A 16142-nucleotide genomic window follows, 5' to 3' on the forward strand; every position below is an offset into this window, starting at 1 on the left:
CTATAAAACCTTTTAATCTGAAAGGGTAAGATCATAAAAGTGGAAAGCCGATCACTCTTTGTTAGGAAGTTTCAATTTTTAGGTTCTAAATCAAGCCTTAAAGAAAACACTGACCGTAATCTTGGGCCGCATTAAACATATGGCTTAAATGTAAGGCTTTCTTTGTTAAAGGGTCATATTTATGACAAGCAAAACAGCCCCTATCTTCTTTAGGATGCACTAAAGCAAACCATTGAGGGTTTTGGACATAGGTCTCCATTGTACTGTTTGATAATAACTTCGAACCCCCTATTTCATTTTTCCAAGAGGGAGGCACCTCTCCTTTATTTAAATCACTCTCGTTTGAGACTGTCCAAGATGTGCCCACAAGGAAGTAGTTAGACCAAACAGATTTACGTGATTGGTAATAATCTGACATTGCCTCGTTAAGCGCTTTTATATCTTTAGCTACTTCAGTTTTCGTTAAAACACCAACCCCATAGGGTGTTTCTCTACAGACTTGAGTAGGTTTACCAGGGAAGTAAGTATTCACTTTCTGAAAGGACATTGGGTTGAAAAATGTCCATTTACCTGATTTTTCAAAATTTGATAGGTTAGGAACATCAGCACAATCAGGAGCGTTTTCCTTGTGTTCAAATGTGGTCCAAATGAATTCAGGATGATTCCTTGTTTTTCGCACTACATGAATCCCGACCAAGCCCATTAGAACATTACTCCTTACTGCCCCGTCGATCTCAACATCTCTATGAATAGTGAAAAATTTTTCAGGGGTGTCGTTATTAGATATTAATTTCCATGAGGTTTTTACTTCAGTGGAGCCTGGGGATATTTCAAACGGTGTTTTCCCCCTATCAATATTGGCTACACATTGGCTATTGTTTAATCCGTGTTTGACGATGTCATCGTAGAATTTTTTATTGACACTTTGTTGATAGAAGACCGGATTGCCTTCTTGATCGTTCAATGGGAAATTAGAGCCGGCTTGAAGGATCTCACTTTGTACTAATCCTTGATCACCTTTATTGTCCCAACTATCGGGTATCTCTTTAAATATTCTGTCTTTCGCATCATATTCAAGAATAAATCCGGTGTCTTGTCACTGGTATAATAAGCAAAAGATTGCCATGCAAACTGCATAAAACTGCAATTAGTACCGGATTTACTAGTTTCTGTAGGCTCTTGAGGTAAGGAAGGGTAATCAATCCAAGAGGGGTCCCCAGTACAGCCGGAGGCTTCTAACTCTAACGATTTTTTATTACTAATCTTACTTTCGTAAGAGTCATTCGATTGTAAAGCTTCCCCTCTAATTTCTGTGGAATAACAATGTATTGGGGAGAGGAAAAACGAAGAAACTGTGATTTTCTTTAAATTATCCATGATAACCATTCTCATTCGCATTTATTTGAGTGGCCAAGCTACAATAGTTACAAATAAAACGAATCTAAATTAGTTAATAATTTAAGTGTGACTCTGGAACGGTGTGTTTTCTCTGGAATTTTTTTTGTCTCAATCCTGTCTACGTTCATGGGTGAGGCAAGCTGATTGTAAGAACCGTACTCTACACAATATGCAACGTTATTAAACGTTTGACACCGATCTCCCACATCGTTAATCTGTTACGGCACTGGCAAAATCCAGTGTCGGGATTGGACCCCCGTTTGAATTTCTCGGCACATAAGTGCCAGCATATTGCTGGCTTTTTTATGTGTGGCTTCAGCGCATCTAAATATAGGCAATTCGTTCAGGGATTGTACTAGCAATATTATGGTGGGCTGGGCGAGGCAGCTTTATGCTGGCCGTGTTCCGAGAGAGCGGTAGGTCCAACCTTGTTCAGTTCACCACCCATTGATTGGACCCTCTGAGTGGTGAAGGAATCTAATTTCTCTCTCGGAGGTCACCATGACCAATCTAACTATTCTTTCTAAAGACATCCACACACTCGATAATTTGTACTCGTTAAATGATTTGCATAAAGCAAGTGGTGGACATTCAAAACACAAGCCAGTTCAGTTTCTTCGCAACCATCAAACTCAAGAGTTGATTAATGAAATTGAACAAAGTGCTAATTCGCACTTTGCTGTAAACACCAAACGTGGCGGTAGTAATGCGGGGACTTGGGTATGCAAAGAATTGGTCTACTCATACGCAATGTGGGTTAGCCCCAAGTTCCATCTAAATGTCATTCGTGCGTTCGACAGTATGCCCACAGCTCCAGCTCTTCCAGCTCCAACCGTTCCGCAAGACCTCTCCTTAAACGACTTAATCTTTGAATTGGCCAAGGCGAAAAACGTAACAAGCCAAAATGTTCATGTGTACTACAATGCCGTATTCAACACCAATACTTGGTTCCAAGAGCATGGATTCGAACATGCGCTGGCAAAAAGAATACTAAAACAAGACTTGGCAAATGAGCTGCGCAGTCAAACTCCTGAACTACAATTGCTCAAGCAACAAGCTAGAGAGAGTGGTTTAGCATTAGTGGATGAAAGTGAATATCAAAGCTTCCAAGGCCGAATGCAAATGCAGCAAAAGCAAATCGAGAAATTGATAGATGATGTAATGGCGTTAAGTCGAAATCATAGTTCGCTAACAAGACATGTTTTGTGATAAGTATTACTAATATTTAGTAGCTCAATGGGAGAGTGAGGAGCTACTTGAAATCTACTATAACTAGACTTGATGAAATTTGTCATCCTTTCTTTCAATCTCCTGAGAAGCTACAAGAACATTTAGGACTGATAGCTAAAAGTAAAGGTGGAAGAAAATTAGGCTTGTTGGCATTGTTCTTGTCTTAGAGAGAAAAATGTGTCGCCATTCTGTCGCCATAAGTAATGTTATTTTTTTGTAAATTATTGTTTTTAAGATACTTTTATTCTCGTTGGATATAATGGCTTCACTAATCCAATCAGGCCTAGATCTAACACCAATCATTACTCACCACTACAAAGTGGACGACTTCCAGAAAGGCTTCGACATGATGCGCTCTGGTATGTCAGGTAAAGTAATTCTTGATTGGGAATAAGCTTTAGCTGAGTAACAAGATATTAGAAAGGCGACAGTTTTTACTGTCGCCTTTTTTACATCTCGGAACTCAAGAAAATGGGCGATATGATCAAGGTTCAGTTGCCCATTTTTTACAGCAATGAGTTGTTAACCCAATGCAGCAGCCTGCATGATTAGGCCACAGATGTAAGCGCCGTATGTACCGAGTGCGTAACCAAGTACAGCCATTAGAATACCTACTGGAGCTAATGCTGGGTGGAACGCTGCCGCTACGATAGGAGCCGATGCAGCACCGCCGACGTTAGCTTGGCTACCTACTGCCATGAAGAACAGTGGTGCACGGATTAGCTTTGCCATCACAATCATGATAATCGCGTGGATGGTTAACCAAGTGATACCGATGAAGAAGTAGCCTGGGTTATCCAAGATAGCTGTGATATCCATCTGCATACCAATAGTGGCAACTAGGATGTAGATGAATGCAGAGCCCACTTTAGATGCGCCACTGTGCTCAAGGCTGCGTGTTGATTTGAAGCATGAAGCAATGAGTGCAAACGTAGTCACCATTACGATTAACCAGAAGAATCCAGAAGTCAGGCTGTATTGCGCCAGTTCAGGAGCATTAGTTGAGATCCATGGTGCGATAATGTCGCTAAAGAAGTGTGCTAAGCCCGTAAGGCCAAACGCAATCGCAGTGATCTTCATGAGATCGGTTGTGGTTGTTGGGCGAGCGTTCTCTTCTTGGTATTTAGAAACTGTCTCTTTTAGCTCTTCGATAGATGATGTGTCTGCTTTTAACCATGCATCAATCTTCTTCTGGCGACCAGCCATGATAAGTAACACTGCCATCCAAATGTTCGCACAGATAACATCAACCGTAATCATTGCAGAGAAGAGTTGGTCATCAACCTCGAACACTTCTTTCATTGCTGCTTGGTTCGCACCGCCGCCAATCCAAGAACCAGCCACAGTTGTAAGGCCACGCCATACATCGCCAGATACTAGGTCAGGGTTAACTTGGTCGATAATCAGAATTGCCAAAGGGCCACCAATGATGATGCCGACAGTACCCGTTAGGAACATGATGACGGCTTTTGAGCCAAGACCGAAGATTTTGCGTAGATCAGCTGAGATGATCAGTAGAACGAGTGCGCTTGGTAATAGGTAACGACTTGCAACAAAGTACAGCTTTGAGTTTGATGCGTCGATGATGCCTAGGCTGTTCAATAGAGAAGGAACAAAGTAACAGAGCAATAGACCCGGAACGAACGAGTAGAATTTTTTCAGTGCGCTATTTTGGCTACTTTCCGTGATAAAAACACCGCCAAGAATAACAGCTAACATGCCCATTATTACAGCATCATTAGTAATCATTATTATATCTCCTTTAAGGTGAGCGCAAAGGTCTCACTTTTTTGAATTGCAGGACTATACCGATAAGCACGATTCGTTACAAATTGTAACGATAGACATACTTTGAAATATTTATGTTAATTTTTACGAGTAGAATTTGTAAGTGTGACGTCTCATTTATTTGGGTGGTGAATGCTTATGTGGCCGGTTGTAAGCTGGAGTTCGATATATGCAATGTAACTCAAACCATAGAAAATGGACGTTATGCATTAGCTATAGATTGAGTTGGTTAAACTTTCCGCACAATAGCCATTCGACTTGTATGGTTTATATGTCGAGGAATGTTTCAACAATGTAAAAATTGAATTCATTTTTACAGAGCGATGAGAAATTAAAAATAATGGCTAGATCACATAAATCCTAAAGATCGCCGAGTTTAGCACGCTCTACCTAGTTAGCCGGTGCCCTGTTCGAGCTGTAGGTAAAGGTATGGGCAAAGAAAAAGCGGCATGAGAGCCGCTTTATGAATTGGTATAGAGAATGGTTAGCTAGAACTTGCTTAGGACTCCTCTTCCTCAAAGCCGTCTGCATAACCTTTTGGCGGTGGTGTCCAGCCACGTTCGGAGCGAGAATGCTTGTCTGAACGGTCTTTTTTCATGTCTTCCTTCATCGCTTCTTCCAGGTGAATGAAGATCTGTCGGTAGTTATTGTCGTAGCGTGGATTTTCTTCGGCTTCAGACCAAGCTTGATAAAGCTTTTCAGATTTACGACTTTCGACACGTTGATACGTTGATTTTTGCTGTTCAACAAAAAATGGATGATGCCCAAGAGAACGCAAGGCTTGTGCGCCCATCTCAAGTGCTGAATGGTACGTTTCTGATTCCACAAAATCGGCGCCGGCTTCTCTTAAGCGATAGCTATGACCACGGTCAAATGCACGCGCCAAGATTTTAACTTTTGGATACGTGTGTTTTACGTACTTCACTAATTCGACGCTAGAATCTTGATTATCGATAGCAACAACAAGCATCGCGGCTTCTTCGATACCCGCGGTATGCAACAAGTCGTGACGAGTAGCATCACCAAAGTAAGATTTAATATTGATGGAGCGTAATAAGTCCACTTGGTTTGCTTGATGATCCAATACTACGGTATTGACGTCATTTGATACCAACAAGCGGTTTACGATCTGACCAAATCGGCCGATGCCTGCAATGATAACGGTACCTTTCTCTTCTATTTTGTCTTCTTCTCGATCGTTCGATTTTTGCTCGTAACGGGGCAGAATGACTTTATCAAACAGAATGAACAGACCAGGAGTTAAGAACATAGAGAGGGCAACAACCAGTGATAGTGTTTGAACAATATCCGCAGGTAATACATGGTTCTGTGCTGAGAAGCTGAGTAGTACAAAACCAAATTCCCCCGCTTGAGCCAAGCTCAATGTAAATAGCCAGCGGTCGCTGTTTTTGATTCTGAAGATTAAAGCCAGTGTAAACAACACCAAGGCTTTCAGCGCCATCACGCCAAGAGTTAAGCCAATGATGAGTGCGAAATCGTTAAATAGAACGCCAAAGTTGATACCTGCGCCTACCGTGATAAAGAACAATCCAAGCAATAACCCTTTAAACGGGTCGATGTTAGATTCCAGTTCGTGCCTGAACTCACTGTTGGCAAGTACCACACCTGCTAAGAAAGTACCTAGGGCAGGCGACAAACCAACAAGGCTCATTAGCGCGGCAATACCAATCACCAACATCAGTGCAGTTGCAGTGAAGATCTCGCGTAAGCCAGAGCTCGCAACAAAACGAAACAGTGGCCGACTTAGATAATGTCCACCGACGACCACAATCGCAATTGAAGCCGTAATAACAAGTCCGTATGCCCAACTTGGCAAACCTGCAACTAAACTGAGTTCATCATGGTGTGCAGCGGTTTGGGCGGCACTTTCTGCCAAAGCAACCAATTCAGGAAGAGCCAACAAAGGGATGAACGCCAGCATTGGGATAACGGCAATATCTTGGAACAAAAGTACCGAGAAAGCGTTTTTACCGCCTTCCGTTTTAGACAGGCCTTTCTCATTGAACGTTTGTAGAACAATGGCTGTCGATGAAAGCGCAAAGATCAAACCGATAGTTAAAGCAATCGTCCAAGGTTGACCAAAGAACTGTGCAATTCCCATCACGATAGCGGTCGTACCACCAACTTGAAGGCCACCAAGCCCCATCAATCGGTTTCTCATCGCCCATAGCATCTTAGGTTCAAGTTCAAGCCCGACTAAGAACAGCATCATCACTACACCGAACTCGGCAAAGTGCTGGATCGTTTTGGTCTCTTCACCTACCAGACCAATGATTGGGCCAATCACAACACCAGCAATGAGGTAACCCAATACAGAACCAAGGCCAAGTCTTTTGGCAATAGGCACGGCAATAACTGCTGCGACTAAGTAGATAAATGCTTGTAGAAAATATCCCGTCATTATTTAACCTCTGCCATTAGTTCTTCTACGTAGTGGTTGAGTTTTTCTGCTTTGCTGGCTTTCTTGATATTGATCTTGCCAGCAACTAACGCCTCTAACAGCACTTTATAGCTATCGACATGCTCTTGAATGCGGTTTTCTTCCAAAGCGGTACGCGAGCCAAATAACGCAAAGGGCGCGAGATAGTTCATCCCGCACAGAGAAGCGGTTTGTTCGATTGGGTGAAGCAGTTCTCGAATCGTGAAATGGTTGTAACCATCACTTTGGTAGGCATCTTTTTTACCTCCTGCAGTAATGCTACATAACAATTTCTTACCCTGTAGTTCATTGCCTTCGGCGCCGTAGGCGAAGCCGTATTCAAGAACAAGGTCTTGCCACTCTTTAAGAATTGCCGGTGTGGAGTACCAATACAAAGGGAACTGAAAAATGATGATGTCATGGTCTAACAGGCGTTTCTGTTCACGGTCGATGTTGATTTTAAATGTCGGATACTCGGCATAGAGATCGACACAGGTAACACCGTCAACGCGTTTGGCTTGTTCAAATAAGGGTTTGTTTGCTTCAGAACGATGTTGAGAAGGGTGAGCGAATAGCAGCAAGACTCGATTTTTCGACATATAGCCCTCTTTGTCCATTAACGAATAATATTTATTGGAATTATAGATATACAATAATAGAAGAATGGTTGAACAACAACGAATTAGCCCATACTTATCTATCTAGATGCGTGTGTTTTTAGGTACTTAATTATATAAAACATCCGTCAATTTGAGTATTTCTGGCACAAGCCGCCGATGACTGAGTAAAACTAATTATTCACGAATAGTAAAAGCGAATATGGGCATTTTATGTCACCGTTGGTGGGTAACGTAAATAATCCCATAACCCTACATAGAACGATAATGAATAAAGGAAAAACTATGAGCATGGACTTGCGTCAACAATGTGATTTGTTGCTTTCCGGTCACCTAGAACCGACTCCAGCACAAACATTCGCTCAGATGGCTGAATGGTGTGAGACACACAATGTGAGCCATGATAGCTACGGCGATGGTGAGTTTATCGAGAGCTTCGAAAACAAAGTCGCGGAACTGCTAGGTTATGAAGCGGCTGTATTTGTGATTACTGGCACCATGAATCAACCAACAGCATTAGAAATTGCGTGCCAAGAGAAAAGAAACCCACTAGTAGCGATGCATGAATCGAGTCATATTATGCGTCATGAACGCCAAGGGTATCAGCTCCAAAACCGATTCAACGTACTTCCCGTTGGCAACGTATTTCGCACTTGGAATGTTGATGACTTAAAGGCGTGGCCTGATGAGATTGCAGCCGCTCTATATGAATTACCCATGCGTGAAATCGGCGGCCAATTACCAGAATGGGATGAGCTTGAAGCGATCAAGCAGTACTGCAAAGAACAATCAATTCACCTTCATATGGATGGTGCGCGTTTGTGGGAATGCGGCGCCTATTACCAAAAGTCATACAGCGAGATTGCTCAGGGCTTCGATAGTGCTTATGTTTCGCTGTACAAAGGTCTCAATGGCCTTGGTGGTTCGTTATTGTTGGGCGATAAAGCCTTTGTAGCGAAAGCATCTGCGTGGATGAAGCGCCAAGGTGGCAATGTTTATCACCGAACGCCTTATGTGGTTTCAGCAGCAATGCAGTTTGATGAGCGATTAGAGTTGATGCCATCACTGTTTGAGCGAACAAAACAGATCTACCAAATCTTATTAGACTATCCTCAGTTCACTGTTAATCCGCAGCAACCGCAGGTCAACATGCTTCACCTATATTTACCCGTGAGCTATGAAGACGGCATTATTGTGAGAGATAACATAGCGAAGAAACACAAGATTTGGATAGGAAACCCAGCGATAAGCGAGTTGCCAAACCAATGTAAGATTGAATGGTATGTAGGGGATAACCTACTAAATTTGCCTGATCATGAGCTGATAGACATTCTAGATTTTATTAGCGAAGAGCTGATTTGATTAACGAAGAGCTGGCTGAAGAAGAACTGATCTAATTGGAACTGAAATGGATACAGGAAAGGGTTCTTATATCCATTTATATAGCTAGGATGTCCGGCTCTGTTACATATACTGGTTGATGTACACATCAACTAAGAACATGAACACTGGAACAGTGCTGAGAAGTCCGAAGAAGACGATTGGCACCCAGTTTTTCATTTTCTTTTTAGGTTGCTCAGTGTTATTCATAAATTCGGCCTTAAATTCGTTGTTGAGTCTGTTTAGCTTTTTGGTACTAAAAATCTAAGTGTATGGTATCAAATAAATGGGTTTAGCCCTATGTAGATTTAGAGAACCGTGGTGTATATCAATCACATAAAATGTAAGTGATTCATAAACGGTTCATAAAGGTTCAACAATAATGAACCTATTACAACAATCATTGCCTTACTCGGCATATTAAATAAATAGCATTCAAAGATTTGGAGAATACAGAATGAAAACAATAGGAAACATCATTTGGTTTCTGTTCGGTGGCGTATTTATGGGACTAGCTTGGTGGTTCTTCGGACTGCTCGCATTCCTAACCATCGTTGGTATTCCATGGGGTAGAGCATGTTTTGTTATGGGTAACTTCTCATTCTTCCCATTTGGTCAGGAAGCGATTTCGCGTGATGAGCTAACCAATGAAATGGACATCGGCACGAGCCCGCTAGGTGTGATTGGTAACGTTATTTGGTTCTTATTTGCGGGGATCTGGTTGGCGATTGGTCACATCATGTCAGCAGTAGCGTGTTTCATTACTATTATAGGTATTCCGTTTGCGATTCAGCACCTTAAGCTCGCGGTTATCTCATTGGCGCCAATCGGTAAAACCGTTGTCGACAAGCGTGAAGCAGAAGCGGCACGAGTAAGAAACTACAAGGGTTAAGACTACAGTTTAAGCCTTATATAGAACTGAAAAAGCACATCACATGATGTGCTTTTTTGTGCCTCGTTTTCTATCTAACGATGCCCCAATCTCACAAACACTCACTAGACATTGTTGAACAAGACTTCAAGCCTAAGGGTGATGTTGGCTTCTTCGGTGTGTTTCTCATGAGGTTCTCGTTCCCATTGATAACGAGGGATGAGTTCGTAGAACAGCCACTCTTTCCATACGTTTTGTCGGTAGGTAACCGAAACCTGAGCGTATTCGTAATGATTATGAGGCTCATCCGTTGCATTAATCGTGGCGCTATATTGAAGTGCTTGGTCTTGGGCAAGGTAGTGATACAAGGTTAGCCCTGTACCATAGTTCCAACCTTTAAGGTCGTCGTTATATCCTGCAAAGCTTGACCATCGAGCCAAGAAATCATCACTTAAAGAAAGATCAAAGTCGATGTCGGTGATCTCACCAGTCTCTTGTTTTTCTTGATATACACGTTGGGTCAGCCTGAATACTGCATCTGTGGTGAGCGGGTAGGTAAAACGATAGCGAGCCTCTATTCTTGGGCGTAATGTCGCTTTGATATTGAAACTACTGTAACCCTTGGCATAGGCGTCATAACGAAGGCCAAGTGCATTCTCTAACTCTTCAGAATCTTGTGGGAAGAAGTCTAAGAATTCTTCATCGCCAACAGACTCGTAGATTAGCTTAAGCCTTTTGCTGACAAAGGGTAAATGCAGGCGTGCGTTGAGCTTGGTGGAATAATCCACGTCACCGCCCTCAGAATAGATGAAATCATTATACCAACGTACAGAGGTTCCGGCTCTGGCGTCCTCGGTAATACGGTCATCCACAAAGAAGTTATCGAACCATATTGCGGGCTGACAAAACTTGCTGTTTAGGTAGTGGTAAGCTTTTTCGACGCGCGTGTCTTCTAACGGTTGGCTGTGACACTCATCCTGTTCCTCCGCGAAGGCAGAGTGGGAAACGAGCGATGCTAATAATGAGGAGTTAACTATCCAACGACTCAATGGAACCTGTTTGTCATTCTATGTATCAATAGTTTGACTATAACTAAGCAGTTATGACAATGCGACTTTTAAAGAGATTTATCTTAATCAGTGGCTATTCAAAACAGAGACTTGAATAACATATGGCAGGTAAAGAAAACGGGCTCAGTAGGTGAGCCCGTTTGTCGATAAGTTTATAAGTGACTTAATGGCAGATTACATTGCCGCTTCGAAAATCGCAGAGATTTCTTCGTGGGTCGCTTGTTTAGGATTAGTAAAACCACATGCGTCTTTCAGTGCGTTGTCAGACAGAGTAGGGATATCTTCTAGCTTCGCACCAAGTTGCGCGATACCTGTTGGGATGTTCACGTCATTTGCTAGTTGAACAATTGCTTCGATCGCAGCTTCTGCACCTTGCTCTGGTGACATACCTTCAACGTTAACGCCCATTGCTTTTGCAACATCACGTAGACGCTCAGGACAAACTTGCGCGTTGTAGCGTTGAACGTGTGGTAGCAAGATAGCATTACACACACCGTGTGGAAGATCGTAGAAGCCGCCTAGCTGATGCGCCATCGCATGAACATAACCTAGTGACGCGTTGTTGAACGCCATACCCGCCATGAACTGTGCGTAAGCCATTTGCTCACGAGCTTCAATGTCTTCGCCGTGCGTAACCGCTGTTCTTAGGTGTGCTTGCACAAGCTCGATTGCTTTGATTGCTACAGCGTCGGTAATTGGCGTTGCTGCGATTGAAACGTAAGCTTCGATTGCGTGCGTTAACGCATCCATACCAGTTGCAGCAGTTAATGATGCAGGTTTAGCAAGCATCAACTCAGGATCGTTTACTGAAATAAGCGGTGTTGTGTGCTTGTCAACGATCGCCATTTTAATGTGACGTTCCTCATCAGTGATGATGCAGAAGCGTGTCATTTCTGATGCTGTACCAGCCGTAGTGTTGATAGCGATAAGAGGCATCATTGGCTTTTCAGATTGGTCTACGCCTTCGTAGTCTGCAATCTTGCCGCCGTTAGAAGCAACCAGAGCAATGCCTTTTGCACAGTCGTGTGGAGAACCGCCACCTAGAGAAACAACGAAATCACAATCGTTGTCAGTCAGCAATTCAAGACCATCGTTAACGTTCGTGATGGTTGGGTTTGGTTGAGTGCCATCGAATACAACTGCGTCTACGCCTCGCTGGCTAAGAAGGTCTTGTACCTGCTTAACTACACCAATTTGATTCAAGATCTTATCAGTTACGATCAGACCTTTTTTAAAGCCTTGAGACTGAATACTATCAGCAGCATCCTTCAGACAGCCAGTACCCATGAAGTTGATTGTAGGGATGTAAAATGCAGTAGACATTGGAAAACTCCGTTAATTATGATTTTTAATTTCCTACATGTTGTCGGCATTCAAGTGGTCGACCATTGATCTGGAACAACTTTGAATTCGAACTACCACTTTGTGGCTAGTCGTTGTGATAGGGCTCATATAGCAATCGTTTTCATGGTTTTTGGCTGTGTTGATTGTCAGTAATAGATCGCGATAAATCGACTAAATTAGAGACAGTATGGAGCTCTATAACAATGAAAAATAAGGTTTTTCATTGAAAACTCTTCTAGTTAGGCTGGTGTCGACGTTTTATCTGAGTCATCGCTGCATTCAATTTCAGGTTCTTGTGACTCTTCAGAATCAAGCGTGTCTTCTGACTCCTCGTCATAGTATTTGACAAGAAAAGGGGTAAGCATGACAGACGATGGTAAAAAGTGCTTCATAGTACCTCCCGGTACCTAAGTGTATTTATTGTATGGTATTGGTTTAATATGTGGCAAAATTTGCGATACATCATGACTTGTGGCTTGTTTTCTATAAATTATTAGAACTATATTCAGGCTCACAAAATTGGTAGTAGAATGAACATCTGGTCTTTGAGCCAATGAACAACTAAAGATAAACGCAGCTCAACAGCGTGATTAATAGGAAATAAAATGAAGTACGACTGGATATTCTTTGATGCAGATGAAACCTTGTTCCATTTTGATGCTTATCAGGGAATGAAGCTGATGTTTTCTCGTTTTGGTGTGGACTTCAACGAACAGGATTATTCCTTTTATCAAGAAGTTAACCTACCACTATGGGTAGACTATCAAGATGGTCGCATTACGGCTGATCAACTGAAACACACGCGCTTCGAAAGCTGGGCTGAGAAATTAGAGACAACAACCGCTGCTTTAAACAGTGCATTCTTAACAGCGATGGCGGATATCTGCTCTTTATTACCGGGTGCACAAGAGTTGATGGAGTCTTTAAAAGGCAAAGTGAACATGGGCATCATCACTAACGGTTTTACAGAGCTGCAGTCAATTCGTTTAGAGCGTACAGGAATGACGGATTACTTTGAGCACGTGATAATTTCTGAAGAGGTTGGGGTAGCCAAACCGGATGCACAAATTTTTGAATATGCCCATAAGCTGATCGGGTTACCATCTAAGCAACGAGTATTGATGGTCGGAGATAACCCACATTCCGATATTCTAGGCGGATTAGATTTTGGTATTGAAACCTGTTGGTTAAATAGTCAAGAAAAGGCAACGCCAGCCGGAATTAACCCTCATTATCAGGTTAAGTCTCTGGCTGACCTGCAAGCTCTTTTACTAGCATAATTGCTAATTGCTAATTGCTAATTGCTAATTGCTAATTGCTTTTAGATTTTTGAGTGAATGATTGATAGCCGAGTACAGTTATGTGCTCGGCTACTTATTTTTACTTACTGCAACTTATCGATAGTGGCGTTTAAGCCTACCTTTGCTTTAAGCTCGCTTTGATTACCCCATTACAATAAAAATAAGGAAGAGGCGTGCTGAAATCTCATCGCCATAGCTGCTACGGCATTGCTGCCATTTTACTTTGGAGCTGCTTAATCGCGCTGTCTCGTAGCGTATCAGAACAACTGGGCCCAATTGGTGGCGCCGCCAGTCTTTATACAGTGAGCTCACTGTTGTTGGTCTGTGTTATGGGGTTACCTAAGCTGTCGCGGTTTTCTAAGTCATACCTGTTGATTGGTGGTGCTCTGTTCGTTTGTTATGAGATCTTCTTAGCTCTGGCTTTAGGGATGGCAAACAACCGACATCAAGCCTTGGAAATGGCCGTTATCAACTACTTATGGCCTGCATTGACGGTGTTGTTCGCGGTATTGCTCAGCGATAAAAAGATTAACTGGTTGGTTTACCCAAGTATTTTCTTAGCCTTCTTTGGTGTGGCTTGGAGTATCAGTGGCGATCAGGGGCTTTCTGTTGATCAAATCGCTGCCAATATTGCCACCAACCCTAAAACCTATTCAATGGCGTTTTTCGGCGCGATTATTTGGGCGGTCTACTGTAATTACACTCAGAAAGTGGCGAAAGGACAGAATGCGATCGTGCTGTTCTTTATCGCAACGGCAATCACCTTGTGGATCAAATACGCATTGAGTAACGAAACCGGCATGGTGATGACAACCAGTGCTGCGATTGACTTAGTGTTGGCAGGCGTGTGTATGGGCGCAGGTTACGCGCTTTGGAATACAGCGATACTTGGCGGCAATATGGTCTTCCTAGCGACCATGTCTTATTTCACGCCTATTTTTGCGACCTTACTGTCTTCTATGATTTTGGGTTTGTCACTGAGCATGACGTTTTGGCAAGGCGTTTGTATGGTGACGATTGGCTCTTTAGCTTGCTGGTGGGTAACCAGAGACAAAAAGCCGACGGTTACGGCGTCGGCTTCTAAAAAGGTTCAATCAGAGTCTTAGTTAACCAGAGGTTGATGGGTTAATTCTTGTTTTTTTTTAACTCTCGATTCTTAACTCGCGATATTGAGATTCAATTGGAGCTCATAAGGCATCTTCGATAAGCGTCGCTTAAGTTGGCGGCGCGTACGTTCAATATCATCAACCGCAATTGCATCTTGGTCATTGGTATGAATATCAACGTTGATTCTTAGCTCAGGACCAACCTTAGTCACGCCCATTAGCTCTAAATCTTGATCCGCTTCTTTGTCTACCGCGACAACGTTCTTATCTACCGCATCACAAATATCTTTGTTTGCCGACATCATAAGCAGTTCGCGCATCGCCTCACGTAACATGTCGAAAGGCACTTTGATGAAGTAGAAAGACATTAGCAACATCATCATTGGGTCGGCATACACTGCGTATTCTGCAAGCGGAGAAAAAGTAATTAACCAAGCCGCTACGAAACCCGCGGTTACCGCTACACTCAGTAGCGTATCCATTTGCCACTGTTTAGACTCAGCCTGAATCAGACCTGAAGAAATACGTTTACTCTTATTCGCGATGTACCACCAAGCGTAACCACAACCCAGTACGTTGAAAATACCAAACAGAGTTGCGATAGAAGCATCAACTTCACGGCCACCCGTCATTAGGGCACCAATCGCAGAGTAAAGTGAATAACCAACCACAAGAAGAATCACAACGGCTTTAATCGCAATCACAATCGGCTCGATGATAGCTCGACCAAACGGGAACTCAGTGTCCGAAGGGCGATTGATGTATTTCGAGGCAGCTAGTGACAATAAAGTTAACAGTAAGCTGATAAGAGAATAGACACCGTCAAATACTATGACCAGAGAGCCAACGAGAAGACCCAACACCAATCCGCCAATTGCGAAGCCTGATGCTAAAAGGGCTGAGAACAATAGTACTCGATTTTCGTTTTGGCTTTTCCTGTCACACATAATATTTTCCAGATGTTTTTGATAACTTCATTGTTCTAATAATGAGCTAACTTTACAAACTTTATCTGATGACGTTTATATGTATTATTTAAGTGAAATATATAAATGCTTTTAATTCAGTTGCTTAAGTTAAATTTAAGGTGTCAATAAAGTTGGCGTTGAGTGTTTTTTGGGATGGTGTGCAACTGAAATAGGATCGTTTATGATTAATAAAACACATCAGTCGCTGGGGTCTTATTGGTCTTCTAGATTTGACTGAGACTGCAATGAACAAGGAGAGAATCAATATGAAGTTTGACGATATCAGTGATAACGAGTTGTGGGCGATTGCTACCCCGATCATGGATAATCTGATGGATGGTTCAACTAAGGTTGATCATGAGCAGCACTGTCGAGACTTTACTCAAAGAATGAAAGACATTGTTACGCCAGAATATTTAAAAAAGGTATGTCACCATTATCAGCACAGTAATGGCTTTTTTGCTGAGCGTGAGCCAGTTGCGCTGTTTAGACGTTCAGATTCCATCGCCTTTGTGTGGAAACAAGCTTACACCATCGCTAAAGGTGAGTTTGTCGCTGAAATGGTATTGGTTGAAGAAGACGGACGCTATTTAGTGGATCACGTGATGGTCTTTTAGGAGTAGTGCTGT

16 protein-coding genes and 1 pseudogene are annotated in these 16142 nt (G+C 42.6%); 7 read left to right on the forward strand and 10 right to left on the reverse strand.

What is annotated here, in order from left to right; translation table 11 throughout:
* Positions 1 to 97: 97 nt before the first annotated feature.
* Both BCU07_RS17475 and BCU07_RS17480 read right to left on the reverse strand, forming a co-directional pair.
* Positions 98 to 964 (reverse strand): hypothetical protein, encoded by an 867-nt coding sequence (locus BCU07_RS17475; RefSeq protein WP_241910051.1) that lies wholly within the window; start codon positions 962 to 964, stop codon positions 98 to 100.
* A gap of 38 nt (positions 965 to 1002) precedes the next feature.
* Positions 1003 to 1377: a hypothetical protein gene (locus tag BCU07_RS17480; RefSeq protein ID WP_241910050.1), complete on the reverse strand. Its 375-nt coding sequence runs from the start codon at positions 1375 to 1377 to the stop codon at positions 1003 to 1005.
* 522 nt (positions 1378 to 1899) lie between these two features.
* Here BCU07_RS17480 and BCU07_RS17485 point away from each other — a divergent pair.
* Positions 1900 to 2607: a KilA-N domain-containing protein gene (locus BCU07_RS17485; RefSeq protein ID WP_102428340.1), complete on the forward strand. Its 708-nt coding sequence runs from the start codon at positions 1900 to 1902 to the stop codon at positions 2605 to 2607.
* Between the two features lie 280 nt (positions 2608 to 2887).
* A pseudogene (locus BCU07_RS17490) lies at positions 2888 to 3022 on the forward strand (L-threonine 3-dehydrogenase); the annotation flags it as partial.
* Between the two features lie 128 nt (positions 3023 to 3150).
* On the opposite strand, the gene BCU07_RS17495 reads toward BCU07_RS17490, so the two are convergent.
* From BCU07_RS17495 to BCU07_RS17505, 3 genes are all read right to left on the reverse strand, one after another.
* A complete protein-coding gene (locus tag BCU07_RS17495) occupies positions 3151 to 4377 on the reverse strand; it encodes a DUF819 domain-containing protein (RefSeq protein WP_102428339.1) in 1227 nt (408 codons plus the stop codon).
* A 538-nt stretch (positions 4378 to 4915) separates the two neighbouring features.
* Complete coding sequence (locus tag BCU07_RS17500) at positions 4916 to 6838, reverse strand: monovalent cation:proton antiporter-2 (CPA2) family protein (protein WP_102428338.1); 1923 nt, start codon at positions 6836 to 6838, stop codon at positions 4916 to 4918.
* Entirely contained in the window at positions 6838 to 7455 is a 618-nt protein-coding gene (locus BCU07_RS17505) for an NAD(P)H-dependent oxidoreductase (RefSeq protein WP_102428337.1), read from the reverse strand. The genes BCU07_RS17500 and BCU07_RS17505 overlap by 1 nt, the downstream gene beginning before the upstream one ends.
* A gap of 303 nt (positions 7456 to 7758) precedes the next feature.
* Between BCU07_RS17505 and BCU07_RS17510 the strand changes: the two genes are divergently transcribed.
* Entirely contained in the window at positions 7759 to 8835 is a 1077-nt protein-coding gene (locus tag BCU07_RS17510) for a threonine aldolase family protein (RefSeq protein ID WP_102332921.1), read from the forward strand.
* 102 nt (positions 8836 to 8937) lie between these two features.
* Here the strand turns inward: BCU07_RS17510 and BCU07_RS17515 are convergent, their stop codons facing one another.
* Positions 8938 to 9063, reverse strand: coding sequence for a hypothetical protein (locus BCU07_RS17515; protein WP_017060906.1), 126 nt, complete (start codon positions 9061 to 9063; stop codon positions 8938 to 8940).
* A gap of 247 nt (positions 9064 to 9310) precedes the next feature.
* Here BCU07_RS17515 and BCU07_RS17520 point away from each other — a divergent pair, with 247 nt between their 5' ends.
* Entirely contained in the window at positions 9311 to 9745 is a 435-nt protein-coding gene (locus BCU07_RS17520; protein WP_004730224.1) for a YccF domain-containing protein, read from the forward strand.
* 104 nt (positions 9746 to 9849) lie between these two features.
* On the opposite strand, the gene BCU07_RS17525 is transcribed toward BCU07_RS17520, so the two are convergent.
* From BCU07_RS17525 to BCU07_RS17535, 3 genes are all read right to left on the reverse strand, one after another.
* A complete protein-coding gene (locus tag BCU07_RS17525) occupies positions 9850 to 10773 on the reverse strand; it encodes a hypothetical protein (protein WP_029235256.1) in 924 nt (307 codons plus the stop codon).
* A 195-nt stretch (positions 10774 to 10968) separates the two neighbouring features.
* Positions 10969 to 12117, reverse strand: coding sequence for an L-threonine dehydrogenase (gene yiaY / locus BCU07_RS17530; protein WP_102428336.1), 1149 nt, complete (start codon positions 12115 to 12117; stop codon positions 10969 to 10971).
* Positions 12118 to 12377: 260 nt separating this feature from the next.
* On the reverse strand, positions 12378 to 12530 hold the full coding sequence (locus BCU07_RS17535) for a hypothetical protein (protein WP_017060903.1): 153 nt from the start codon (positions 12528 to 12530) through the stop codon (positions 12378 to 12380).
* Positions 12531 to 12743: 213 nt separating this feature from the next.
* On the opposite strand from BCU07_RS17535, the gene yjjG reads away from it, so the two are divergent.
* On the forward strand, positions 12744 to 13418 hold the full coding sequence (yjjG, locus tag BCU07_RS17540) for a pyrimidine 5'-nucleotidase (RefSeq protein ID WP_017060902.1): 675 nt from the start codon (positions 12744 to 12746) through the stop codon (positions 13416 to 13418).
* Between the two features lie 194 nt (positions 13419 to 13612).
* Positions 13613 to 14545 carry an aromatic amino acid DMT transporter YddG gene (yddG, locus tag BCU07_RS17545; RefSeq protein WP_017060901.1) on the forward strand — a complete coding sequence of 311 codons (933 nt, stop codon included), beginning with the start codon at positions 13613 to 13615 and terminating at the stop codon, positions 14543 to 14545.
* A gap of 50 nt (positions 14546 to 14595) precedes the next feature.
* Here yddG and BCU07_RS17550 read toward each other — a convergent pair whose 3' ends face one another.
* Positions 14596 to 15492, reverse strand: coding sequence for a cation diffusion facilitator family transporter (locus BCU07_RS17550; RefSeq protein WP_102428335.1), 897 nt, complete (start codon positions 15490 to 15492; stop codon positions 14596 to 14598).
* Positions 15493 to 15779: 287 nt separating this feature from the next.
* Here BCU07_RS17550 and BCU07_RS17555 point away from each other — a divergent pair, with 287 nt between their 5' ends.
* Positions 15780 to 16130: a hypothetical protein gene (locus BCU07_RS17555; RefSeq protein ID WP_081230662.1), complete on the forward strand. Its 351-nt coding sequence runs from the start codon at positions 15780 to 15782 to the stop codon at positions 16128 to 16130.
* Positions 16131 to 16142: the final 12 nt, after the last annotated feature.

The sequence above is a fragment of the Vibrio sp. 10N.261.54.E10 genome (assembly GCF_002877735.2).
Taxonomy (GTDB): Bacteria; Pseudomonadota; Gammaproteobacteria; order Enterobacterales; family Vibrionaceae; genus Vibrio; species Vibrio crassostreae_C.

Bases quoted from the DNA above. Each gene is read 5' to 3' on its own strand.
- BCU07_RS17480 (WP_241910050.1), bottom strand. From the start codon at position 1,377: ATGGATAATTTAAAGAAAATCACAGTTTCTTCGTTTTTCCTCTCCCCA.
- BCU07_RS17485 (WP_102428340.1), top strand. From the start codon at position 1,900: ATGACCAATCTAACTATTCTTTCTAAAGACATCCACACACTCGATAAT.
- BCU07_RS17495 (WP_102428339.1), bottom strand. From the start codon at position 4,377: ATGATTACTAATGATGCTGTAATAATGGGCATGTTAGCTGTTATTCTT.
- BCU07_RS17500 (WP_102428338.1), bottom strand. From the start codon at position 6,838: ATGACGGGATATTTTCTACAAGCATTTATCTACTTAGTCGCAGCAGTT.
- BCU07_RS17505 (WP_102428337.1), bottom strand. From the start codon at position 7,455: ATGTCGAAAAATCGAGTCTTGCTGCTATTCGCTCACCCTTCTCAACAT.
- BCU07_RS17510 (WP_102332921.1), top strand. From the start codon at position 7,759: ATGAGCATGGACTTGCGTCAACAATGTGATTTGTTGCTTTCCGGTCAC.
- BCU07_RS17515 (WP_017060906.1), bottom strand. From the start codon at position 9,063: ATGAATAACACTGAGCAACCTAAAAAGAAAATGAAAAACTGGGTGCCA.
- BCU07_RS17520 (WP_004730224.1), top strand. From the start codon at position 9,311: ATGAAAACAATAGGAAACATCATTTGGTTTCTGTTCGGTGGCGTATTT.
- yiaY (WP_102428336.1), bottom strand. From the start codon at position 12,117: ATGTCTACTGCATTTTACATCCCTACAATCAACTTCATGGGTACTGGC.
- BCU07_RS17535 (WP_017060903.1), bottom strand. From the start codon at position 12,530: ATGAAGCACTTTTTACCATCGTCTGTCATGCTTACCCCTTTTCTTGTC.
- yjjG (WP_017060902.1), top strand. From the start codon at position 12,744: ATGAAGTACGACTGGATATTCTTTGATGCAGATGAAACCTTGTTCCAT.
- BCU07_RS17550 (WP_102428335.1), bottom strand. From the start codon at position 15,492: ATGTGTGACAGGAAAAGCCAAAACGAAAATCGAGTACTATTGTTCTCA.
- BCU07_RS17555 (WP_081230662.1), top strand. From the start codon at position 15,780: ATGAAGTTTGACGATATCAGTGATAACGAGTTGTGGGCGATTGCTACC.